The organism is Cupriavidus basilensis, from assembly GCF_008801925.2.
Lineage (GTDB): Bacteria > Pseudomonadota > Gammaproteobacteria > Burkholderiales > Burkholderiaceae > Cupriavidus > Cupriavidus basilensis.
The window spans coordinates 3637415-3659365 of the sequence record NZ_CP062803.1 but is presented as its reverse complement, the minus strand read 5'-3'; the positions used below and the strand labels follow the sequence as shown (position 1 = coordinate 3659365).

General features: G+C 64.5%; 20 protein-coding genes, 1 tRNA gene and 1 pseudogene. 8 read left to right on the top strand and 14 right to left on the bottom strand.

Translation table 11 applies throughout. The features are described 5' to 3' along the window. Positions 1-76: 76 nt before the first annotated feature. Both aspT (F7R26_RS16800) and aspT (F7R26_RS16795) read right to left on the bottom strand, forming a co-directional pair. On the bottom strand, positions 77-1762 hold the full coding sequence (gene aspT / locus F7R26_RS16800; protein WP_150986040.1) for an aspartate-alanine antiporter: 1686 nt from the start codon (positions 1760-1762) through the stop codon (positions 77-79). A gap of 114 nt (positions 1763-1876) precedes the next feature. Beyond that, positions 1877-3589 carry an aspartate-alanine antiporter gene (gene aspT / locus F7R26_RS16795; protein ID WP_150986041.1) on the bottom strand — a complete coding sequence of 571 codons (1713 nt, stop codon included), beginning with the start codon at positions 3587-3589 and terminating at the stop codon, positions 1877-1879. Positions 3590-3932: 343 nt separating this feature from the next. On the opposite strand from aspT (F7R26_RS16795), the gene F7R26_RS16790 reads away from it, so the two are divergent. The 4 genes from F7R26_RS16790 to F7R26_RS16775 all read left to right on the top strand — a co-directional run bounded on the left by F7R26_RS16790 (position 3933) and on the right by F7R26_RS16775 (position 7370). Continuing rightward, positions 3933-4187: a hypothetical protein gene (locus F7R26_RS16790; protein WP_150986042.1), complete on the top strand. Its 255-nt coding sequence runs from the start codon at positions 3933-3935 to the stop codon at positions 4185-4187. 75 nt (positions 4188-4262) lie between these two features. After that, the gene (locus F7R26_RS16785; protein ID WP_150986043.1) at positions 4263-5132 is read left to right on the top strand and encodes a LysR substrate-binding domain-containing protein; all 870 of its coding nucleotides are present in this window, start codon (positions 4263-4265) and stop codon (positions 5130-5132) included. Between the two features lie 211 nt (positions 5133-5343). After that, positions 5344-6378, top strand: coding sequence for a patatin-like phospholipase family protein (locus F7R26_RS16780; protein ID WP_150986044.1), 1035 nt, complete (start codon positions 5344-5346; stop codon positions 6376-6378). A gap of 110 nt (positions 6379-6488) precedes the next feature. Continuing rightward, on the top strand, positions 6489-7370 hold the full coding sequence (locus tag F7R26_RS16775) for an adenylate/guanylate cyclase domain-containing protein (protein WP_241754351.1): 882 nt from the start codon (positions 6489-6491) through the stop codon (positions 7368-7370). A gap of 91 nt (positions 7371-7461) precedes the next feature. On the opposite strand, the gene F7R26_RS16770 is transcribed toward F7R26_RS16775, so the two are convergent. Both F7R26_RS16770 and F7R26_RS16765 read right to left on the bottom strand, forming a co-directional pair. Then, a tRNA-Leu gene (locus tag F7R26_RS16770) sits at positions 7462-7546 on the bottom strand. 369 nt (positions 7547-7915) lie between these two features. Continuing rightward, a complete protein-coding gene (locus F7R26_RS16765; protein ID WP_416351337.1) occupies positions 7916-8827 on the bottom strand; it encodes a fimbrial protein in 912 nt (303 codons plus the stop codon). A gap of 808 nt (positions 8828-9635) precedes the next feature. Here F7R26_RS16765 and F7R26_RS16760 point away from each other — a divergent pair. Beyond that, positions 9636-10565, top strand: a complete 930-nt coding sequence (locus tag F7R26_RS16760) for an alpha/beta hydrolase (RefSeq protein WP_150986046.1) — start codon at positions 9636-9638, stop codon at positions 10563-10565. A gap of 51 nt (positions 10566-10616) precedes the next feature. Here F7R26_RS16760 and F7R26_RS16755 read toward each other — a convergent pair whose 3' ends face one another. From F7R26_RS16755 to F7R26_RS16715, 9 genes are all read right to left on the bottom strand, one after another. After that, positions 10617-11486, bottom strand: a complete 870-nt coding sequence (locus F7R26_RS16755; RefSeq protein ID WP_150986047.1) for an NAD(P)-dependent oxidoreductase — start codon at positions 11484-11486, stop codon at positions 10617-10619. A gap of 21 nt (positions 11487-11507) precedes the next feature. Next, a complete protein-coding gene (locus F7R26_RS16750; protein ID WP_150986065.1) occupies positions 11508-12656 on the bottom strand; it encodes an ABC transporter substrate-binding protein in 1149 nt (382 codons plus the stop codon). A gap of 333 nt (positions 12657-12989) precedes the next feature. Further along, positions 12990-14126: a zinc-binding dehydrogenase gene (locus F7R26_RS16745; protein ID WP_150986048.1), complete on the bottom strand. Its 1137-nt coding sequence runs from the start codon at positions 14124-14126 to the stop codon at positions 12990-12992. Positions 14127-14335: 209 nt separating this feature from the next. Further along, a complete protein-coding gene (locus F7R26_RS16740) occupies positions 14336-15154 on the bottom strand; it encodes a LytR/AlgR family response regulator transcription factor (protein WP_150986049.1) in 819 nt (272 codons plus the stop codon). Between the two features lie 34 nt (positions 15155-15188). After that, positions 15189-16292 (bottom strand): sensor histidine kinase, encoded by a 1104-nt coding sequence (locus F7R26_RS16735; RefSeq protein WP_241754349.1) that lies wholly within the window; start codon positions 16290-16292, stop codon positions 15189-15191. Continuing rightward, entirely contained in the window at positions 16285-16587 is a 303-nt protein-coding gene (locus F7R26_RS16730) for a hypothetical protein (protein WP_150986050.1), read from the bottom strand. The genes F7R26_RS16735 and F7R26_RS16730 overlap by 8 nt, the downstream gene beginning before the upstream one ends. Before the next feature lie 74 nt (positions 16588-16661). Further along, positions 16662-17174, bottom strand: a complete 513-nt coding sequence (locus F7R26_RS16725) for a DUF6622 family protein (RefSeq protein WP_150986051.1) — start codon at positions 17172-17174, stop codon at positions 16662-16664. 212 nt (positions 17175-17386) lie between these two features. Continuing rightward, complete coding sequence (locus tag F7R26_RS16720; protein ID WP_150986067.1) at positions 17387-17899, bottom strand: GNAT family N-acetyltransferase; 513 nt, start codon at positions 17897-17899, stop codon at positions 17387-17389. A 61-nt stretch (positions 17900-17960) separates the two neighbouring features. Further along, on the bottom strand, positions 17961-18680 hold the full coding sequence (locus F7R26_RS16715) for a DUF6817 domain-containing protein (RefSeq protein WP_170301868.1): 720 nt from the start codon (positions 18678-18680) through the stop codon (positions 17961-17963). Between the two features lie 79 nt (positions 18681-18759). Here F7R26_RS16715 and F7R26_RS16710 point away from each other — a divergent pair, with 79 nt between their 5' ends. The 3 genes and pseudogenes from F7R26_RS16710 to F7R26_RS16700 form a co-directional block, all read left to right on the top strand. Next, complete coding sequence (locus tag F7R26_RS16710; RefSeq protein WP_150986053.1) at positions 18760-19455, top strand: dienelactone hydrolase family protein; 696 nt, start codon at positions 18760-18762, stop codon at positions 19453-19455. A gap of 39 nt (positions 19456-19494) precedes the next feature. Next, on the top strand, positions 19495-20316 hold the full coding sequence (locus F7R26_RS16705) for an alpha/beta fold hydrolase (RefSeq protein WP_150986054.1): 822 nt from the start codon (positions 19495-19497) through the stop codon (positions 20314-20316). A gap of 908 nt (positions 20317-21224) precedes the next feature. After that, positions 21225-21458 (top strand): annotated as a pseudogene (locus F7R26_RS16700) (DUF1484 family protein); the annotation flags it as partial. A gap of 89 nt (positions 21459-21547) precedes the next feature. Here the strand turns inward: F7R26_RS16700 and F7R26_RS16695 are convergent. Continuing rightward, positions 21548-21928, bottom strand: coding sequence for a RidA family protein (locus F7R26_RS16695; protein ID WP_150993268.1), 381 nt, complete (start codon positions 21926-21928; stop codon positions 21548-21550). Between the last annotated feature and the right edge of the window lie 23 nt (positions 21929-21951).

The following is a 21951-nucleotide window of genomic DNA, read 5'->3' as shown; positions in this document are numbered from 1 at the left end:
CTGGCCGGCGCGGCCGGGCCCGGGAACGCAAAGAGCGCTTGTGCGGGGGTGGCTGCTGGCTTGCAGGCGCGCCGCGCTACACCAGGCCGACCACCAGCGGCCCCAGCAGGGTCAGCAGTACGTTGGCCAGTGCGTAGGTGATGGCAAACGGCACCGTCGGCACCGGGCTTTCCGCCTTGTCCAGGATGCCGCCGAAGGCCGGGTTGGCGCTGCGCGAGCCCGACAGCGCGCCGGCCAGCAGCGCGGCGTTGTCGTACTTGAGCACGTAGCGGCCGAACAGCATGGTGAGAAACAACGGCAGCAGCGTCACCACCGCGCCCAGCAGGAAGATGGTCAGCCCGCTTTGCTTGAGCGTGGTCACCGCCTGCAGCCCGGAGTTGATGCCGACGATGGCGACAAAGGCCGCCAGCCCGAAGTCCTTGAGCAACTGGCAGGCCGCCGTCGGCATGGCGCCGTACATCGGGTGCTTGGACCGCGCCCAGCCGAACACCAGCCCGGAGAGCAGCGCGCCGCCGCCCGAGCCCAGCGTCAGCGGGATCGACCCCACGCGCCATACCAGCAGGCCGATCAACAGGCCCACCAGCACGCCCGCGCCGAAGTAGACGAAGTCCGTCTTCTCGCTTGGCACCAGCTCGTAGCCGGCGGTCTTGGCCGCGCGCGCGGTGTCGTCCGGCGTGCCGTAGAAGGTAAGAATGTCGCCGTGCTGCAGCTTTAGCTCGGGCAGGATCGGCAGCGGATGGTCGTAGCGCTCGATATGCTCGATATACACGCCGTGCCGCTGGTCGCGCTCCACCATGCTGATGATCTGCGCGATGGACTTGTTGTTCATGTCCTTGTGCGTGAACACCGCGCGGCGCGTCTGCATCACCACGCCCATGCCGTCGGCATCGGCCACCTCCTCGCCGATCACCTGCGCGGTGGGCACCATGGCGTCGCGCCGGCCCACCATCAGCACCATGTCATTGGCCTTGAGCACCAGGTCCTGCTTGACCTCGACCGGCTTGCCGTCGCGCATCACCTTCTCGACCGTGACGAGATCCGCGCCCTTGGTCTCGATCTGCGCCACGGTCTTGCCTGCAGCGCCAGTCACGCGGAACACGCGGCCCACCAGGCGCGGCAGCGCGCCGCGCTGGCCCGGGCCGAACTGCGGCGCGCCGCCGTGCATGGCCGCCTCGATCTTCTTGGCGTCGGTCTTCAGGTCCGACTTCATGAAGCGCGGCAGGATATTCACGCACACGATGATGGCGCCCAGCGAGCCGAACACATAGGTCACGGCATAGCCGATCGCCACGTTCGATTGCAGCAGCTTGACCTGGTCGGGCGGCAAGCCGAGCTTGGTAATGGCGTCTCCGGCGGTACCGATGATGGCCGACTGCGTCATGCCGCCGGCAGCCAGGCCAGCGGCCAGCCCCTTGTCGAGATGGAACAGCTTGGCCAGGATCACCACGGTGGCCAGCCCCACCACCGCCATGAAGACGGCCATGGCGATTTCCCGCAGCGAGCTGCGGTTGAGCGAGTTGAAGAACTGCGGCCCGCTCTCGTAGCCTACAGCGTAGATGAACACCGCGAACATCACCGCCTTGACGCCGTTGTCGATCTCCACCCCGACCTGGCTGATGACAACCGCGGCCAGCAGCGATCCCGCCACGCCGCCGAGCTGGAAGCGGCCGAAGGTGATCTTGCCGATGGCGTAGCCAACGGCTAGCGACAGGAATAACGCTGCTTCAGGGGACTTCTGGAAGATGTTGTGCAACCACTCCATGGTTTGCTCCTGCTGCTTGAAAAATCGATGAATCAGGAAATCAGGAAATCAGGTAAGTGGAAGCCGGGCGAGCGCGCTGGCCGGGCACCGATGCTGCCCACGGGCCGTGCGCCATCAATGCGCCAGCGCGCCGGCCACGCCGACAGCGATCGGTCCCATCAACGGCAACAGCACGTTGGAGATGGCATAGGTGATCGTGTAGCCAATCACCGGCGTGCTGTTGCCGGCCGCATTGGTCAGCGCCATGATCGCGGGCGTGCTGCATTGCTGGCCGGCCACCGCGCCAAGCAGGATCGGGGCTTCGATCTTCAGCCACCAGTGGCCGACCAGCAGCGACAACGTCGCGGGCACGATCGAGATCAACACCCCGGCCACGGGCAGCGCCAGGCCGTAGGTCTTCACCAGCTTGATCGCGTCCGGCCCGGCCGACAGGCCCACCGCGGCGATGAACGTAGCCAGCCCGAAATCCTTCAGTATCTCCGCCGCCGGCGACGGCAGCGAGCCCATCAGCGGCACCCGCGCGCGCAGCCAGCCAAAGGCCAGGCCCGCTACCAGGCAGCCGCCGCCTGTGCCGAGCGTCAGCTCCGCGCCACCAACCTTCAGCCTCAGGCTGCCCAGCAACATGCCCAGCAGCACGCCGACGCCGAGAAACACAAAATCGGTCTTGACGGTGGGCACGACCCGATAGCCCAGCTCCGGCACCACCCGCTCCACGGCTTCGGCCGGCCCGCTCAGGCTCACCACGTCGCCACGCTCCAGCACCGTGTTGGGCAACGGCGGGATGGGGCGCTCCATGCGCCGGATGGCGTCGATGTACACGCCGCGCCCCATGCCCACATCCGCCATGCCGCGCAGCGCGGACAGCGTCAGGCCGCTCACCGCGCGGCGTGTCAGCAACACGTCCTGCTCGGCCTGCACCACCATGTCCATGCTGGCTTCGCCGGCAGCTTCCGGCGCCTCGGGCAGCTCGATGCCCACCGCCTGCATGAAGGGCACCATGGCGTCGCGCCGTCCATACGCCAGCACCACGTCGCCGGCGCGCAGCAATTCGTCGGGAGATGGCTTGAAGGTCTGGCCATCGCGCCGGATGCGCCGGATCGTCACGCCCAGCGCCACCGCCTGCTCGGCCGCCAGCACAGTCTGGCCCGCGGCGGTCCGCACCTCGATCACGCGTCCCACCAGGCGCGGCAGCGCGCTGTACTGGCGCGCCCCCATATCGGACTCGCCACCGAGCCGGTGCCAGAGTGCTGCGGCAGACTCGCGCAGGTTGATGCGCAACAGCAGTGGCGCCAGCTGGCTGGTGAACAACACGATCGTGATCAGCCCAAACAGATAGGTCACGCTGTAGGCGGTGACGATATTGGTCTGCAGCTCGCGTATCCGGTCGGGGGACAGGCCCAGCCTGCCGATGGCCTCGGAAGCGGTGCCGATCACCGCCGACTCCGTCGCGGCGCCTGCCAGCAAGCCCGCCGCGGTGCCCTGGTCCAGGTTCAGCACCACCACCGCCAGCGCCATCAGCGCCAGCACCACGCTCACCTCGACGACCGATAGCAGGCCAATGCGCCAGCTGCGCGCGACGTTGGCAAAGAACTGCGGGCCGCCGGTGAAACCCAGCGCAAAGATGAACAGGGCAAAGAAGACGTTACGCACATCGGTGTCGATCCGCGCCCCGCTTTGGCCGATCACCAGCGCGGCAATCAGCGTGCCGCAGATGCCGCCGAACTGGAACGGCCCCACCTTGACCGCACCCACGGCGTGCCCCATGGCCAGCGCCAGGAACAGGGCGATCTCGGGTTGCGTGGCTAGCAGGTGGACAATGGTTTCCATGGAGCAGCGGCGGCTGTCAGAGCGGAATCACAGGGTCCACGGGGTACCGGCGCAACGGGGGCGCGACACGGGCGTCAGCCCGCGATCCTTCCCGGCGGGCACCGCGCAGATTTGGCGTGGGCCATTATCACTGCGGCTACTTGGTGCGCGTGCTGAAAGCTTTTGTTTCTGATTTAAACGGCGTCAACGCGTCATGGAGGTGCTGCAAGCCAGGCGGATCAGTCGGCGATCAGGCGATGATTAGTCGACCGCATCGCACAATCGGGCCGCATCTTTCATCAAAGCACGGGTGATCCGGGTCTACAGTGGCGGCATTCCTCCACTAACGAGATGGGAGATGCCCATGCTTTCCGCCCTGACTTTCGGCCTTGTGCCCCTGGCCGCCTCCGCGGCGCTTGGCATGGAGCGCGCCGCCCGCAGCATCCTGCTGCAGGCGGCATGCCTGACCCTTCTGGCAGCCGACTGGGCGCGCGCGGGCAGTGCCGCGCTGCCGCATCGCGCGCTGGTGCCCGACTTGGGCGAGCTGATGTTTGTGTGGGGCCCGCTCGCGTTCGCCGGCATGCTCGGCTGGGCCTGGCGCACTGCGCGTGCGCTATGATCGCGCATCGCGCTGCGCTTCGATCCAGCCATTCCCAACCGGCGCCAAGCCAGCGCCAGCCCCGCGCACTCCCTCATGAAGCACATCCCGCCGATTCCGCTGCTGCTCGCTTTTGACGCCGTAGCCCGGCTGCGGAGTTTCCACAAGGCCGCCGAGGAACTTAGCCTCGCCCACAGCACGGTCAGCCACCGCATTCGGGAACTGGAGCGACTGAGCGGGATGGTGCTGTTTGCGCGGACCACCCGCACGGTGACTCCCACGCCAGCTGCCGAACGCCTGCTGGTATCCGTGCGCCAAGCGTTGTCCACGCTGGGCGAAGCCTTTGGCCAGATGGATGGCGAGCGCACAGTGCGCGTCAGCGTCCTCCCCTCCTTTGCCCGCTTCCGTGTCGTGCCCGCGCTGGCCGATTTTCAGCGCAGCCATGCGCAGATCGCCATCGAGCTCAACCCCACGAGCCAGATGGTGGTACCGCGTCATGGCGAGGCGGACATCGCGCTGCGCTTTGCCCGTGCCAAGCCGGTCGAGCCGCATCTGGACCTTGGCCATGACGAGTGGTTTCCGGTGGCGGCCCCGTCCTATCTCGCCACGCTTAGGCAGCGCGCCCTGCCCAAGCTGTTCAGTGAGGCCATGCTGCTCTCGCACAGCCGCCACGCCTGGGAGCCCTGGTTCCGGGAAGCTGGCTTGCCGATGCCGCGCAGCCACCGGGTGACCACTTTCACCGACACCGGCCTGATGCTGGACGCCGCCATGCGCGGGCAGGGCATCGCGTACGGACGCCGCTCGCTGCTGCTGCATCTGCTCAAGTCCGGGCAACTGGTGCGGTTGTCGCCGGTCAGCTTGTCATCGGCGCATTCGTACTATCTGATGGCGTCGGAACGGCTTGAGTCCTCGCCAGAGGTGCGGGTGGTACACGGTTGGATCAAGGGGCTGGTGGGGGAGGGGTAGGGAAGTGCCTGGTCTGGATGCATGGCCATGCTCGATGGGGTACTTGTTCGACAGGCATCCGGCGCAAGCCTCTGGAGATGACGCCACTGCGGATTGTTCGCCCGCATCTACCATACGGAGATGTTCCTCGCTCGCCGCGAAGCCAGCGCCGCTCCCCGGTACGGAAGCACTGCGGCGCCGAGGCACTGAGGCACTGAAACCGGAGGCCACCATGCAAGCCACGCAATCCCCCGCGATCCGCCACATCAACATCGCGTTGCAAGGCGGCGGCACCCATGGGGCATTCAGCTGGGGCGTGCTGGACCGGCTGCTGGAAGACAAGCGCATCGGCATCGACGGCATCAGCGGCACCAGCGCCGGTGCCGTCAACGCCACCGTGCTCGCCTACGGCCTGGCAAGCGGTGGGCCGCAGGGCGCGCGGCAGGCCCTGGAGACGTGCTGGCGCAAGGTGTCCGACTGCGCGAAGCTGAGTCCCTTGCAACCTACCTGGCTGGACCGGTTGATGGGCGCCGGCGGCAGTATGGAGATGTCGCCCGCGTGGATGATGTTCGACCATCTCACGCGCTTTTACTCGCCTTACCAGCTCAATCCTTGCAACCTCAACCCGCTGCAGAACCTCCTGGATGAGACCATCGATTTCGAGGTGCTGCGCCGCAGCAAGAGCGTCAAGCTGTTCCTGTGCGCAACCAATGTGCTGCGCGGGCGCATCCGCGTGTTCAGCACTGGCGAGGTCTGCGCCAAGGCCGTGATGGCTTCGGCCTGCCTGCCGACGCTGTTCCAGGCCGTGGAGATCGACGGCGAGTATTACTGGGACGGCGGCTACATGGGCAACCCGCCGATCTATCCGCTGATCTATGAGACCGACAGCCGCGATGTGCTGATCATCCGCCTCAACCCGATCCACATTCCCCGGGTGCCTGTTACGGCACGCGAAATCCTGGACCGTATCAACACGCTCAGCTTTAACTCCTCGTTGATGCGAGAGATGCGCGCCATCGAGTTCATCACCCGGCTGATCGATGAAGGCGCGCTCGACCCGTCACGCTACCGCCGCATGCTGATCCACGGCATCGATGCCGAAACCGAGATGGCACGGCTGGGCGCGCCCAGCAAGTTCAACGCGGACTGGGCCTTCCTGCGCGGCCTGTTCACGCTCGGGCGCGAGCGGGCCGACGCCTGGCTCGCGGCAAACTTCGAGGCACTCGGCCAGCGCTCATCGATCGATATCGCTGAAACATTCCTTTGAGCGTTCTGGCGCGTACTACCATCAGTGCAGGGCGCCGCGCGAGGCGCGCGGCGAGCGAACAGGTTGAGGTGCATATTGAGGTGCATATGGGCCGGGAATCGATGCCTGCGATGTCCGACGGTGACGGTTCCGTACTGTTCGCGGATATCAGCAGCAGCACCAAGCTGTATGAAAAGGCAGGCAACACGGCCGCCTTCGGTGCAATCGGGCAGTGCATTGCCCTGATGAAGTCCTGTTCATCGGCGCAGCAAGGCCGCGTGGTGAAGACCATCGGCGATGAAGTCATGGCGGTGTTCCCCTGCGCCGAGAATGCCATGCAGGCTGCACTCGACATGCAGATGGCGATTGCAGCGCTGCCGCCCGTATCCGGCATCCCCATGTCCATCCATATCGGCTTTCACCACGGCCCGCTCCTGCAGGATGCATCGGGCGACGTGTTCGGCGACACAGTGAACCTTGCCGCGCGCCTCACCAAGCTCGCATCGCAGGGGCAGATCATCACCAGCAAGGACGCCGTGGCGCATCTGCCGGCAAGCCTGCGCCAGGCGATGCGCTACCTCTACCCGATACAGGTGCGCGGCAAGGACGTGCCCGTGGAGTTGTTCGAAGCGATATGGCAGCAGAACGCCGACCTGACCATTCTGGCCGATGTCAGCCAGCGCGCGATCCGCCCCGCGCTGCTAACGCTGCGGTATCGGGAGATGGAGGTCCGCATGAACGGCGCCTCGCCGCCGGTCACGCTAGGGCGCGACGCCGCGATGACGATCGTCGTCGCGGATCCGCAGACCTCGCGGTTCCATGCAATGGTCGAGTTCCGCGCGGGTAAATACATGCTGATCGACCGAAGCGCGAATGGCACGCATGTCGCCATCGATGGCGATGACGAAATCATCCTGCGCCGTGATGAGGTCGCGCTCAGAGGGCACGGCTGGATTACGTTCGGGCAGTCGATGGCTGGCGCGGGGGAGCGGGTTGAGTTTTTTCCCGCATAGCTTCGGGCCAGGACGCTGTACGGAACATAAGCGTGTGGTGAAGCTGCGCCCGCCCTCGAGCGTATCTGCTTGTTTTTTTTGGGAAATATAGTGGTGCCCGGGGTCGGACTCGAACCGACACGCCTTGCGGCGGGGGATTTTGAGTCCCCTGCGTCTACCTGTTTCACCACCCGGGCGGAGTGGGTGCTGGCGGATTTGCCGGGAGTCCGGCGTACCAGCACGGTGCTGAGCCGGGAATTATGCCGCAAATCCTGCCAGGCCACAACTGGCCCCGGTAGCGGACCCCCAACGCGCCCCATCCGCAGCCCTGGCGCGTCCGCTTGTCCCGCGTCGCCCGGCTGCGATCGCAGGATTCAGGCGGCTTCGGGGCTGTACGGCGGATGAAATCGCCGATGGTGGGCTAGACGCGCAGGCGCGCCGAATCGTGGCAGGCGCGGGCCGGTGGCCTCGGTGAAGACGGCATGGGTCTTCTGGCGGCAGAGCAGGTCCATGGCCAGGGCGGTCCGTTCACCCTGGCTTCACACTTTTAATCACATATCTGTTCTTTACTGATAGTTCATCGTGAAAGTCGCACGACCATTTGCAGTTCCCGCTTTCACCGAGGGCGTGGTCTGGATGTACCGGGCTGTCAGCGGTATAGTGAATGTGCCATTACCAGTTGAACCTGCCTTCCACTGATTCTTATTGCCCGCGGCGCTGGAATCCGGGCCATATTTGATCACCGTGGTCCCATTTAAAACCTGAATGCCAACACCGGATGCAGTGGAGTCCTTGGTAAGGGACAGGGTATCTGAAACGTTACTTGGATCGGTCTGGTCGGTCAGCGTCGTATAGACATCTGTGCTTGTGCCGGTATTTCCGCCAGAGCACTGCAGCACGATATCAAATGGCTGGCTTGGTGACGTTTTTCCGACTCCGGTAAAGACGTTTACGTTTACGTCTCGAAGACGGACCGCAATCGATGGCATCGACACCTTGCACGTGGGGATAGTTGGCTGTATCACAACGCTTCCCCCCCAGGAGTAGGTGGCATAGGACCTCCCTAACTGTACGAACCAGTGTGCAAACACTCCTGACAGTGCACCGCCGCCGGTAATTGAGCCTGTCTTTATAAGTTCAACGGACAACGTATGGTTCGTCATTCCGGCCCCGAGTTCATTGATCCAGCAGATGTGCGGAAAATATTTCTGCAGAAAACACGACGGATAAATAATCGGGCCAGTTGTCGGGCCAGTCATCTTGAAGCGATACGAAATACCGGGAATGCCAGTCGTGTAAAGATTGTTGCCCAAGTAGGGTGTTGTTCCCTCGAAATGTATGTTAAAGGCACTTGAGGGGCACACGTAACCACCAGTGGATGCGTTGGAACTCCGATAATTAGTCTGAAGATTTCCACTCCATAGTACTGTTCCGTCCGGGACCCCTGGGTCGAAAGCGATTGTCGACGGCGGTGACATAAGCGTTTTGTAAGGACATGATTGATGAGGTGGGAATTGGGCTTGTGCTATTGAAGGTATTGCATTCAACAAAATTGCGATGCTAAAAAAGGCAAAAATTCGGATCAGTTTCTTCATCATTCCACCAAATAGACAAGGTTCGGCCAAGACATCGTCACAAGGCGAATCACCCGTTGTGACTAGTCCAGGAGCCAGCAAGCATGCGCAAATTATTTTTAGCCGAGAAAAAATCTGATTTCAGGCGCTGCTGTAACCACAGCTTCTCGTCTCGCATCCCGTGCAAGTTGCGCGAATATTTCGCCTCCCGATTTCTGCTGTGGAATTCGGCTTAAGTGGCGATTTAGATCAATGCGTTGACGTTACTGGGCAGGTCGCCTCAATCTGCTGGCAACGTTCGGAACTCCCCTCTTCTTGCGTGCCGGCAGTGCATAGGCGATGCAACGGCTCTTGATCGCGCAACTGCAGTATATTTTCCGCGGGAAAAAAATAGAATAGGAAAAGTCTTGAATTTCGCGGCAATATTGGCAGGGGTATTGGTAGGGGTACGGGGAGGGGTATGGGTGTGGGGACACCCTTGTGGTCACCCCAATTTTCAGCGCGAGGCGATGCCTTTACACGGGCGAAGCGCCAGGGGCCCGGACCCGGCAGGTGGTCCTGGCCGGCGCGCGGATGGCGTTAGACGACGATGGGGCGGTGGGGACGGTAGGGCAGATATCCGGGAAGTTGTCGATATCTGAAGCTGTGCGAACGCGCTAGCATGCTTGCAGCCGTGGCGCCGCCCGGTTTCTCCCATCCACCCCGGAGCCACATGTCAGCCCAGCCCTCCTTCGCCAGCCTTGCACAGCTGCCGTCGCAGGATCCCGCCTTCTACGCACGCGAATACAACAACCGGGCCAACGTGCCCGACAATGCCGCCCACATGGCCCACTGGGCGGCGTTGTCGCGGCAGGTGCGCAAGCGCGCCGGCTGGCTGGAGGACCTGAGCTATGCCGGTGCCGAGCCTGGCCCGCACGCGGCGGACGAGCGGCTCGATTACTTCCCGGCCGAGCCGGGCGCCACCGATGGGCCGCCGCCGCTGCTGGTGTTCCTTCACGGCGGCTACTGGCGCGCGCTGGACAAGCGCGACCACAGCCTGGTGGCCAATGCGTTGCCGCACTGCGGCGTGTCGGTGGCGGTGATCAATTACTCGCTGTGCCCGGCGGTGACGGTGCAGACCATCGTGCTGCAGGCCGTGCGCAGCGTGGCGTGGCTGTACCGGGAGTCGGGCCGGCTTGGCCACGACAAAGCGCGCATCTTCGTGGGCGGGCATTCCGTCGGCGGCCACATGGCCGCGATGATGCTCACCACGCTATGGCCGCGCGTAGGCAGCGATCTGCCGGCCGACCTGGTCAAGGGCGTGGTCTCGGTCAGCGGCCTGCATGACCTGGAGCCGCTGCGCCGGGCGGATTTCCTGCAGGTCGACCTGAAGCTATCGGCGCGCGACGTTGACCGGCTCTCGCCGGCCTTCCTGCCGCCGGCCACGGATGCGCCGCTGGTCACTGCTGTGGGCGGGCTGGAGCCGGGCGAATACCACCGGCAGACCGATCTGCTGCGCGCCGGCTGGCCTGCCAACGCGCAGGCACCGGGCGCGGCGCATGTGCCGATGCCCGACAGGCACCATTTCAACGTGATGCACGATTTCGCCGACAAGGACAGCCCGCTGCTGCTGGCTGTGCGGCGGATGATGGGGGTGGCTTAGCGCCTCCTTTTTGGCCACTCTTTGGCCACGCTTCGCCCACTCCTCGGCCATTCAGCCCTCCAGCACCCGCAGTAGCGACGATGTATCGTCCTTGCCCCAGCCCTTTTCCATCAGCGTGCCGAGCTGGCGCGAGGTGGCTTGCATGGCCGGCAGCTCCAGCCCGAGCTGGCGCGCAATCTGCGCGGCCAGGCCGAAGTCCTTGTCGTGCAGCCGCGCTTCGATACCGGGGGCAAAGTCGTGGGCGACCATCTTCGGTCCCATCATGTCGAGCATGCGGCTGCCAGCCATGCCGGTGGCCATGGCTTGCAGCACGCGGCCGCTGTCTACCTGCTGCGCCTGCGCGAAGCGCATGGCTTCGGCAATGCCTTCGATATTGACCACCTGCGCGATCTGGTTGCACAGCTTGGCGACTTGCCCCGCGCCATGGTCGCCGATGTGGGTGATGGTCTTGCCGAGCAGCGCGAGCAGCGGCCGCACGCGCTCCAGCATCTCGGCCTTGCCGCCCACCATGATGGTGAGGCTGGCGGCCTCGGCGCCGACCGTGCCGCCGGAGACCGGGCAGTCCAGTGCTTCGATGCCGCGCTCGGCCAGCCTGGCGGCGATCTCGCGGGTGACGATGGGCGAGATCGTGCTGTGGTCGATGCAGATGGTGCCCGGCGCCGCGCCCTCGATCACGCCGTGCTCGCCCAGCAGCACGGCCTGCACGTCGTCCGATGACGTGACGTTGGTAAACACCACCGAGGCGCCGCGCGCGGCTTGCGCCGGCGTGCTGCAGGGCACGGCGCCAAGCGCGCGGGCTGCGTCGGCGGCCTCGGGGCGGCGTACATAGGCGCGCACGGCGTGGCCGCCGGCGAGCAGGTGGCGCACCATCGGCGTGCCCATGGCACCAAGGCCGATAAAGCCAATCGTCGTATTGCTCATCTCAAATATCCTTGCAAATCCTTACTTGTCTGACGCGTAGGCAAACTTGCCGTCGCGGATCACACCCATCACGCGCGAGCGCTGGTCAAAGCCCTGATGGTCCTTCGCGCTCAGGTTCATCACGCCATTGGGAATGGTCAGGTTGGTGGTCGTCTCCAGCGCATCGCGCATGGCGTGGCGGAACTCGCGCGTGCCCGGCTGCGCGCCGCTCTTGCCGGCACGGCGCGCGGCATCGTCCAGCAGCATCCACGCGCCCCAGGCATCGCCAGCGAATTGCGTGATGCTGTCCGCGCCGTACTTCGCCTCATAGCGCGTGACGAAATCCAGCGCCACCTTCTTTACCGGATGGCCGTCCGGCAACTGCCGCGCCACCACCACCGGCCCGGTCGGGAACAGCGTGCCTTCCACATCCTTGCCGCCCACCCGCAGGAAATCCCAGGTGGCGATGCCGTGCGTCTGATATACCTTGCCCTTGTAGCCGCGCTCGGCCAGGGTTTTCTGCGGCAATACCGACGGCGTGCCCGCGCCGGCAATCAGGATGGCATCCGGGGTGGCCGCCATCAGCTTGAGCACCTGCCCGGTGACCGAAGTATCGGTGCGCGAGAAGCGCTCATTGGCCACCACCTTGAGCTTGCGTACGTCCGCCAGCTTGGAGAACTCGCGCCACCAGCTCTCGCCGTAGGCATCGTTGAAGCCGATGAAGCCGACCGTCCTGATGCCGTGGTTGCTCATGTACTCGGTCAGGACCGTCGCCATATGCGAATCGTTTTGCGGCATCTTGAACGCCCAGCGCCGCTTGGGGTCCGACTGCGGCTCGATGATGGCGGCCGACGCAGCCAGCGCCACCATCGGCGTCTCGCCCTCCGCCACGGCATCCAGCGCAGCAATGGCGGTGGGCGTGATGTTGGGGCCCACCACCACATCCACCTTCTCCTCGGAGATCAGCTTGCGCACATTGCGCACGGCCGCGGCCGGGTCGGAGCCATCGTCCATGATCACGTACTGCGCGCGCTGGCCGCCCAGGGTCTGCGGCCACATCATGATGGTGTTCTTGGACGGGATGCCGATGGAGGCGGCGGGGCCGGTGGTGGAAACGTCGATGCCCACGCGGATATCGGCGTGGGCGGGGAGGGCTTTGAGGCAGGCGAGCAGAAGGGCGGCGCACGGCAAGGCGGTGCGGGCGAACGGGTGGGGCACGGGTTGTCTCTCCTCTGTGTTTCTCGTTATGTAATTCGGCAGCGGCCAGCTACCGCTCCCGATTCTCCGATGCGCGCCCGGCACATTACCGGTCCACGCCTTGAACGCGCTCGGTGATCCATTGTAGAGGAGCATGGCGGCGAGACTGGACGCGGCCATGACGACCAGCAGGCGATAGCCGTACTTGGCGCCGCCAGACAGCGCCGTGGCCGAGTTGCCAGGATCCACGGAGCCGACCAGCGCCGCTGGCCGCGGCGCGGCGGCTGATACTTGACACGGTGGGCGCGCTAGGCGCCCCGGGATGACTTAGCCTGCCAGGCCCTTGTTCGGGTTGATCAGGTACTTCTCACCCGTCGCGCGCTTGTTGTAGACGGCGATCACGTTCAGGTCCAGCACCTCGGCCAGCGAGATCTCCTTCGAGTAATGGCTGGCAAAGGTGGTTTTCAGTTCCGCCACCACGCGCTGCTTGAGTTCGTTGGCCCGCTCGCGCCCGATCTTCTGCAGGAACGGGAACAGCAGCCAGCCGCCCATGCCCCACGCCATGCCGAAGCTGCGGTTGAACTCCGTCGGGCTGGTGTCCAGGCCGCCGTAGAGGTAGACCTGCTTGTGGGTGGCCGAGCCATAGCGGCTGTACTCGCGTGCGGTCTTGTTCAAGGCCGCTTCCATGCAGGTGAGGATCTGGCCGCCGAGCTTGCCGCCGCCGGTGGCGTCGAACGCGATGGTTGCGCCAGTGGCGACGAGTGCCTCGGTGAGGTCCTGCATGAATGTGGGCGATGCGGTGTTGCACACGTAGACCGCACCCTGTGCCTTGAGCAGGTCCGCCTGCTCTTCCTTGCGCACGATGTTCACCAGCTTGATGCCATCCTTGAGGCAGATCTGGTTGAGCATCTGGCCCAGGTTGGAAGCCGCGGCGGTGTGCACCAGGGCGCTATGCCCTTCGCGCCGCATGGTCTCCACCATGCCCAGCGCGGTGAGCGGATTGACGAATGACGACGCGCCATCGGCGGGCGTGGCGCCTTCGGGCAGGACCAGGCACTGGTCCGCCGGAATGCAGCGGTACTGCGAGTACATCGCGCCGCCGATGGCAGCCACGGTCTTGCCCAGCAACGCCTGCGCCGCGGGGGACGAGCCTGCGTCGACGACCACGCCCGCGCCCTCATTGCCAACCGGCATGGACGCATCCATGCGGCCGGACATGCTGCGCATGGCCCCTTGCGGGACGCGCGCGGTGACCACGGGGCGCTCCGCCGTGCCGCTGGCCTTGGCCGTGCTCATGTCCGCCGCACCGAACAGCAGGCCAAGATCTGACGGGTTGAGGGGCGAGGCTTCGATGCGGATGAGCACTTCATCCGGGCCGGGTTGCGGCGTGTCGACGCTGTCTAGCGACAGCACGAGTTCACCGCTGCTCTTGATTTGCGAACGAAGTTGAAGGCCGGTGCGCATTCGATGGCTCCTTGATCTGTCGGTGTACGGTGTGCGATATGAGATAGGCAAGGCGGCAACGTGAGGCCGCTCTTGCCGGAAGAATCAGCAATGTAGCAAGTTCCTGGGAAACGCGTACGGGGCCGGAAATCCAGGTCATGCGCCTGCCGACAGACCGTCATGCATCGCGCTGATAGAGGCGGAGCAATGTGCACGCGTCTACGCGCTGCCTACATCCCCTTGAACGCGTCCGCATAAAGCCGGCTGACGCCCAGCTTTTCCGGCCGGTCACGCAGGGTCAGGGTGAGCTTGCCGCTGTCATCGCGCAGCGCGCTGGCGATGGCCGTGCAGCGTACGATGGTGCTGCGGTGGACCTGCCAGAAGCACGCCGGATCGATCCGCATCTGCAGCTCCCGCAGCGACATGCGAATCAGGTGCTCGCGCTGCGCGGTGACCACCCGCACATACTTGTCCGCGGCCTCGAAATACAGCACCTCGTCAATCGGCACCATCGTGATGGTATTGCCGGCGCTGGCCTGGATCACCTGCAACGGGTTGGCCGCCGGTGCGGCTGGCGGCGCGGGCATGCCAACGCCAAGCAGCGCGCGCAACTGATCCATGGCGGCGTCCAGCGATGGCGGCGCGCCTTGCGGGGCCGCACGCTGTTGCAATGTGGCTTGCAGGCGCGCGCAGGTTTTTGCCAGGCGGTCGGCCTGCACGGGTTTCAGTACGTAATCGACAGCCGCATGCTCGAATGCGTGCAAGGCGTATGTGTCGTAGGCCGTCACGAAGACGATCAGCGGGAATGGCTTGGCTGAGTCGGGCCAGTCCTCGGCCAGGGTCTGCGCCGCCTCCAGCCCGCTCATGCCCGGCATGCGGATATCCAGGAACAGCAGATCGGGCTGCAGCGCGAGCGCCTGCGCCACAGCGGCCTCGCCGTCGCCTACGGTTGCGACGATGCTCAGCGCCGGCCACAAGCGGGCCAGCTCAGCCTGGAGGTCCGCGGCCAGCAGCGCTTCATCTTCGGCGATCAGGGCAGTCGTTTGCATGGAGGCGATATCGGGCAGGGTGGGCGGCATTCAATCAGGATAGCGGAAGGCGCACGATGGCCAGCGTGCCGCCGTCGCCATCGTCGGCACCCAGCAGCTGGAAGCTCGCGGCTTTGCCATAGAGCTGGGCGAGCCGTTCGTGCACCTGCGATGTGCCAAAGCAATCCGAGCCGGGCGGCAGGTCGCTCAAGCCCACGCCGGTGTCGCGCACGGCGAGCACCAGCGTGCCGCCTTCGCGGCGGGCCGTCACCTTGATCCAGCCGCCCGCGACGATGGGCTCCAGCCCGTGCTTGATGGCGTTCTCAACCAGTGGTTGCAGCAGCAGCGGCGGCACAGGCAGGTTGGCCAGGGTGGCGGGCAGGTCGAGCTCGACCTGCAGCCGCGCACCCATGCGCACCTGCATCAACGCCAGGTAGTCGGCGATGCGATCGAACTCGCATGACAGCGGATGCGAGCCGGAGCGCGACGCCTGCAGCGTGGCGCGCAAGAACGAGATCACCTGGTTCAGCATCTCCTGCGCGCGCTGCGGGTCCTGCCCGATCATCACGCGCAGGTTGCCCAGCGTATTGAACAGCATGTGCGGCTCCAGCTGCGACTCCAGCAAGCGCAGCTGGTTCTCCGCGGCGCTGCGCATGGCCGCCTGCGCCCGCGCCTCCGCAGCCGCCATGCGCCCGCGCGCATAGTGGAAGTAAGAGATGCCGAGCGCCAGCACCAGCGCCACCGTCATGCTCAGCAGCAGGGCGCGCGGATTGCGCATCAGATCCAACGGCGAGCCATGGCTGCCGGTGAGCATGTTGGCAATCGCATGCCCGCCAAAATAGCCCGCTACGCCAGATACGACGATCCACGGAAACATCCATTTCCAGTCCGGCCAGCGCCGCGGCGTGGTGGGAGCGCCCGGCGAGGCATCGGGCAGCCGGCGCGTGAGGCCATAGCGGCCCAGCTTCACCAGCGCCTGAATCATCATCGTGATGCACAGGGCATAGGCCAGGTTCATGCCAAACGGTTCGCGGAATACGACGGAGAAGAAGGCGGCGGAGCCGAACGCCACGGGCACGCCAATCCGCAGTTCGCGAAACAGCCAGGCCAGTTCCCTGGCGGGATAGCGCATGATGCGCCGTGGCCGGATGTCAGCCACCGGCAGCGCCTTGCGGCATCTCAGCCTGCGGGCGCCGCGCGCGCGGTTTCGCCGTGGTACTGCCCTCGCCATGCGGTGTCCAGCCCGGCGGCATGAACAAGTACCCAAGGAACGCGCGCAAGCTGCGCGCCCCGGCCAGGTCGCGCAACAGATGCACCCACTGCGTGAACTCGATGCGCAACGGATTCGCGCTCTCGATGCGCTGGCGGCGCGACAAGACGATGGCCTCGATCAAGGCGAATGCCAGTACCAACGGAGCAGCGATAAACAGCTGAAACTGATCGAGTGCATTCATGGCTGTACGCCTGGACGTGGTTCGGGGCAGCGGTTGCTGGCTTCAGTGGCTGGTTTCAGTAGCGGCCTGAGTGATCAGCCCGGCACGCTGTTGGGCATTGCCTGCCGGGTCAGCCTCCAGGTCACCAGGCTACGTGAGAGGAAGATACCGCTAACGGCGCCATAGATAAAGCCGATCGGCATCGCCACGCCGCCGTGCCACAGCAAACCGGGATTTACCGCCATGGCCACGCTCACGCCGTAGCGGGTGATGAACAGGCACAGGATCAACGCCAGCGGCACCCAGCTTGCGGGCACCAGCAGGCGGCGATCGGCCTCCAGCCAGCGAATGCCGCTCCAGGCGCCGATGGCATGGGCCAGCGCCAGCGCGACAGCAACGCCAACTCCCCATCCAAGCAGCGCGAGCGGCTGCGCTGAAAAGGCCGAGATGACGCCGCCCAGCGAGACCACCGCCATGGCCACGGGCACCGCCGTGGCGCGTGCTGGCGTCATCCGCCTGGGGACGGTTTGCGAGAGGCCGAGCGCGACCAGGCCCGCGAGGAGGATCCAGACCCATCGGGGCGTGTGGTGGAGGATTTCGGTGAGCATGGGAGCGTCCAGTCTTGTCAGGGGAAACGCGATGGTGCTCATGTTCGGCTGACGCCAGCTCGGTGTGCGGGTCAGTGCGACGAAACGCCGGATGGTGTCGCGAAGTGCAGGCGGTGCAGGTCGAGTCGCTCGCACGCGACTTCTGGTGCCGGGCGAGGTGGCTGGAGCTGCGTGCATCCGGCTTCGCTTTTGGGGGGCAGCCGGGCCGGACTTTATCCAGGCTGAGGAAACCTGGCCATGGAGATATCGTCCAGATATGACCCGTCGGGCAGGCGTATCCGCTTCTCGAAACGTCCTTCCTGAACAAAGCCAAAACGCGCATAGAGAACGCGAGCCCGGTTGTTGGATGCACGCACCCGCAGTTCGATCTTCTCGACGGCCGGCGTGCGATCCGCCCATTCCAGCAACGCTGTCATCAGCGCGGTTCCGATCCCTAGGCCAAGGTGCCCGGGATAGACGACGATCGTCAGCGTGAACACGTGCGCAATGGACTCCAGTCCCAACGGCTCAAGCAGTGCGTGGCCCACCGGCTCGCCGTTGACCTCGGCTACGAGATAGACGCCTTTTGTCGAGAGGACTTCGATCTTTTGCGCGAATGTGGATTCGTAGAACTCATAGGGCTGCGATACAAGCAGGCCGGGGGTGGCGGCCGTTGTCCGCTCGGCCGAGCAAAGCGCCGGGGCATCTGCCTTGGTTGCTTTCCGGATTTTCAGGGTCTCTGGCATGGCAGGCTTGTCGATGGAGTGCATTGGTGCCGGGGGACGTCCATGGCTGATGCGGGTTTTTCTACGCCCCACGAGCCTCGTAATCAGCTAGTGCCACCCGATAGGCCGCGACGGCGCCACGCGAAAGAAACAGCCGCCGTGACTCAAATGCGCGCAGCCAGAATTGAACCACGGCTTGAGGCACGCCCTTCTGGTTTGCAGCTTGCTCGACAATATTGGCCACCTCGATTTCCAACAGCGCCGCATAGGTGCCTCTGCTGATGGCAACCCGCTGCCCATGCGCTGGCGTCACCATGTGAAAGGGGCCCTCGATCGGCACGTTGTATAGCGCTCTGCGGTCGGCGATGCAGAAGGCGTAGGCAAGTTTCTCCGCCTCGGTCCCTATCAGGCCGGCAATCGTCCCGCGGCGCGAAAGCGGCTGTGCCTTGGCTGCGAACTCTTCCGTGCCGTAGATGCTATGGAACGCTCCGGCTAGTGCAACGAAGTCGGGATTGCCCCAGGCGCCAAGAAGCGCATAGGTTCCGATCAGATGCACAGACAGGGGGCGGCCGTGGTGATCGATGTCATCGGCCCCCAACGCTGATAGCGCGTCCCGCAGCGTGGCTGCGTCGGTGATCTCACGGTTCATTTTCTTGCTTGCCGTCATTTGGGCACCAGGCAATTCACGGACATGATGGGCAACCAGATATCCGCCGGCATGGATGCTACCACCACCTTCGTGGCGTACCACCGCGCCGGCAAACTTCGCGTGCTGGCAGCCGGTGTCGCCCGGCGCACGCAACTTGGTCTGTCGTCTCCAACGATTTCGCCTATAACTGTACGTTGGTACGTCCGGCACACCAATGCAAGGGAGACTTTCCATGGGCAAGCGCATCACCATCGACGTGGCCGACGGCAGCTTTGCCGCCTATCTGGCCACGCCATCCGCCAACGCGCGCGGCACCGCCATCGTCGTGATCCAGGAGATCTTTGGCATCAACGCGGACATGCGGCAGACGTGTGACGACTTTGCCAGCCAGGGCTTCGTTGCCATCTGCCCCGATCTGTACTGGCGGCAAGAACCCAATGTGGAGCTGACCGACAAGACCGAGGCCGAATGGAAAAAGGCGCTGGCGCTCTACACCGCGTTCGACGTGGACAAAGGCGTGGCAGACCTCGATGCCACCATTCAGGCCGCACGCAAGGCCCCGGGCGTGCGCGGCGGCGTAGGCACGGTCGGCTATTGCCTTGGCGGCCTGCTGGCGTTCCTGACCGCGGTGCGCACCAACGCGGATGCCGCGGTGTCTTACTACGGCGTTGGCATCGACCAGCATCTGGCCGAAGCCAGCAAGCTGTCAGCGCCGCTGTTGATGCACATCGCCGAAGACGACGAGTTCGTGCCACCGCAGGCGCGCGCAACCATCATCGAAGCCCTGCGCGAGCGCCCCAAGGTGGAAATCCACACATACCCCGGCTGCATGCACGCCTTCGCGCGCAACGCTGGCGTGCACTACAACGCCGACGTGGCCAAGGCCGCCAACGCGCGGACGCTGTCTTTCTTCCAGGCGATGCAGTAATCCGGCAAGTCCCGTAGCAACCCACAAGGAGGTCATTCCATGAGTGAGATCACGACCAAGGACGGCACGCACATCTTCTACAAGGACTGGGGCACGGGCCAGCCCATCGTGTTCCATCACGGCTGGCCGCTCAGCGCGGACGACTGGGACGCGCAGATGCTCTTCTTCCTCTCCAAGGGCTTCCGGGTGATCGCACACGACCGCCGCGGCCACGGGCGCTCCACGCAGACCGACACCGGCAACGAGATGGACACCTACGCCGCGGATGTCGCCGCGCTGGCCGCCCATCTGAACCTGAAAAACGCCGTGCACATCGGCCACTCCACCGGCGGCGGCGAGGTGGCACGCTACGTCGCGCAGCACGGCGCCGGCCGCGTAGCCAAGGCGGTGCTGATCGGCGCGGTGCCGCCGATCATGGTCAAGAGCGCCACCAACCCGGGCGGCCTGCCGATGGAGGTGTTCGACGGCTTTCGCAGGCAGCTGGCTGCCAACCGGGCACAGTTCTACAAGGACGTGCCATTTCCGTTCTACGGCTACAACCGCGAGGGGGTCAAGCCATCTGAAGGCATCATGGCGAACTGGTGGCGCCAGGGCATGATGGGCGGGATCAAGGCGCACTACGATTGCATCAAGGCGTTCTCGGAAACGGACTTTACGGAAGACCTCAAGAAGATCGATGTGCCGGTGCTGATCCTGCATGGGGACGATGACCAGATCGTGCCGATTGCGGATTCGGCGTTGTTGTCGGCGGAGCTGGTGAAGCAGGGCACGCTGAAGGTTTATAAGGGGTTGCCGCATGGCATGTGTACTACCCATCCTGAATTGATCAATCAGGATTTGCTTGAGTTTGTTCGGGGGTAGGGCAAGGAGAGTGCGGTAATTCTTGGTGTTGCCCTTGGCGGGTGGCATGCGGGTTTGGGGGCGTGTTGAGTAAGCTGCTGACGTGCGAGGTTTGTAGCCCCGCTGACGCGGGGGGTGTCTCTTGGGGGCGGGGTTTTACTGCTTCTAGCTGCTGTCGCGGCTGTGCGGTGTTGGCCGATTTAGAACGTGTGAGATGTCACTTCTCTTTACTCGTAAAGAGAAGTAACCAAGAGAAAGCGATCCTTGCAGGAGGCTGGCGTGGCGTCATTGGGGACCCCAATGGTTTCGTCGTACGGCCCCGGGTGCTGATGGACTCGTGCCGTTACCAGTTTAGACCACCACGACCTTGCTAGTGCCCAGGGTTTCGTGGTGGCCCCCACCGGTAGCCACCACCACGAATGTCAAGCCGTCTGTCGCTCGCGGGGTGACCGGCCACGAAGTTGCAAGCGTCCCGTTTTCGTCGTGGGCGCGGTGGCACCGACTTGATTGGTCGAAGAATTCTTCCACCGCGCCCACCTCACCACGAAACCATCACGGCGTGATATATCGCGGTGCTCGGAGCCGGTACCGGTAGATGTGCGAATGAGCAAGGATGCCGCTACCGAGCAGCCTCACCACGAAACCAGCGCCATCCGCAGGATCGTGGCCATGCAAACCGGTAACGGCATGAGGCTATTAAAACCCGGGGCCTGACGACGAAACTACCGGGCTACGCAACCCCGACAAGCCAGCCTCCTGCAAGGATCGCTTTCTCTTGGTTACTTTTCTTTACGAGTAAAGAAAAGTGACATCTCACACGTGTGTAAACGGCCAACACCGCAAAGCCGCGCCAGCAGCTAGAAGCAGTAAAACCCCGCCCCCAAGAGACACCCCCCGCGTCAGCGGGGCTACAAGCGAGCAAGTCTCGTCTCAGCGTCCAGGAACTAGCCTACCAACTCGAGGACCTTCGTAGCCGTGCGCAAAGCATCGCGCAAGATAGCTGCGCCGACCTGCTGCGCGTCAGTGCAGGGCTTGGTGCTGTTCTCAGGCTGCTGGATTTTGATAGCGACGATGTGGAGGACAGCCACGGTCTGCACTGCCTCCTAACCCCGTTGAAGCAGCAGCTGGATGAGGCTTTGAACCGCGTGCAAGGCATGCTCTAGGCCAGCGCGGCAGGGCGAGTTGTGCCACCCTCCCGCAAGCGGGGGAGTGGCCGCTCGTAGCCGCTGTATCAGCCACCCAGCAACTCAACTCAGCCACTAAACACCGCAATACACTCCACCTCCACCCTGGCCCCGAGCGCCAAGCCATTCGCCCCAAGCGCACTGCGTGCCGGATAGGGCGCCTGGAAGAACTCCTTGTAGACCTCGTTGAACACCTGCCACTCGCTGATGTCGGCCAGAAAGATGGTGCATTTGGCGACGTGCTTGAGCGACAGGCCGTGTGCTTCCAGCGTGATGCGGATGTTCATCAGCGCCTGCTTGGCTTCTTCGCGGATGCCGCCGGGCACCAGGCGCGTGCTGCCGTGGACGATGCCCATCTGCCCGGAGAGGTAGAGCATATCGCCAACGCGCACCGCCTCGGAGAATGGCAGCCCTGCGGGGAGGACTTTGCCGGAGTTCAGGAATTCCATAGTGCACCCTGTCGGTGAGAGCC

Excerpts from the sequence above, each read along its gene's own strand:
- aspT (WP_150986040.1), bottom strand. The coding sequence starts at position 1,762 with ATGGAGTGGTTGCACAACATCTTCCAGAAGTCCCCTGAAGCAGCGTTA.
- aspT (WP_150986041.1), bottom strand. The coding sequence starts at position 3,589 with ATGGAAACCATTGTCCACCTGCTAGCCACGCAACCCGAGATCGCCCTG.
- F7R26_RS16790 (WP_150986042.1), top strand. The coding sequence starts at position 3,933 with ATGCTTTCCGCCCTGACTTTCGGCCTTGTGCCCCTGGCCGCCTCCGCG.
- F7R26_RS16785 (WP_150986043.1), top strand. The coding sequence starts at position 4,263 with ATGAAGCACATCCCGCCGATTCCGCTGCTGCTCGCTTTTGACGCCGTA.
- F7R26_RS16780 (WP_150986044.1), top strand. The coding sequence starts at position 5,344 with ATGCAAGCCACGCAATCCCCCGCGATCCGCCACATCAACATCGCGTTG.
- F7R26_RS16775 (WP_241754351.1), top strand. The coding sequence starts at position 6,489 with ATGTCCGACGGTGACGGTTCCGTACTGTTCGCGGATATCAGCAGCAGC.
- F7R26_RS16765 (WP_416351337.1), bottom strand. The coding sequence starts at position 8,827 with ATGTCACCGCCGTCGACAATCGCTTTCGACCCAGGGGTCCCGGACGGA.
- F7R26_RS16760 (WP_150986046.1), top strand. The coding sequence starts at position 9,636 with ATGTCAGCCCAGCCCTCCTTCGCCAGCCTTGCACAGCTGCCGTCGCAG.
- F7R26_RS16755 (WP_150986047.1), bottom strand. The coding sequence starts at position 11,486 with ATGAGCAATACGACGATTGGCTTTATCGGCCTTGGTGCCATGGGCACG.
- F7R26_RS16745 (WP_150986048.1), bottom strand. The coding sequence starts at position 14,126 with ATGCGCACCGGCCTTCAACTTCGTTCGCAAATCAAGAGCAGCGGTGAA.
- F7R26_RS16740 (WP_150986049.1), bottom strand. The coding sequence starts at position 15,154 with ATGCAAACGACTGCCCTGATCGCCGAAGATGAAGCGCTGCTGGCCGCG.
- F7R26_RS16730 (WP_150986050.1), bottom strand. The coding sequence starts at position 16,587 with ATGAATGCACTCGATCAGTTTCAGCTGTTTATCGCTGCTCCGTTGGTA.
- F7R26_RS16725 (WP_150986051.1), bottom strand. The coding sequence starts at position 17,174 with ATGCTCACCGAAATCCTCCACCACACGCCCCGATGGGTCTGGATCCTC.
- F7R26_RS16720 (WP_150986067.1), bottom strand. The coding sequence starts at position 17,899 with ATGCCAGAGACCCTGAAAATCCGGAAAGCAACCAAGGCAGATGCCCCG.
- F7R26_RS16710 (WP_150986053.1), top strand. The coding sequence starts at position 18,760 with ATGGGCAAGCGCATCACCATCGACGTGGCCGACGGCAGCTTTGCCGCC.
- F7R26_RS16705 (WP_150986054.1), top strand. The coding sequence starts at position 19,495 with ATGAGTGAGATCACGACCAAGGACGGCACGCACATCTTCTACAAGGAC.
- F7R26_RS16695 (WP_150993268.1), bottom strand. The coding sequence starts at position 21,928 with ATGGAATTCCTGAACTCCGGCAAAGTCCTCCCCGCAGGGCTGCCATTC.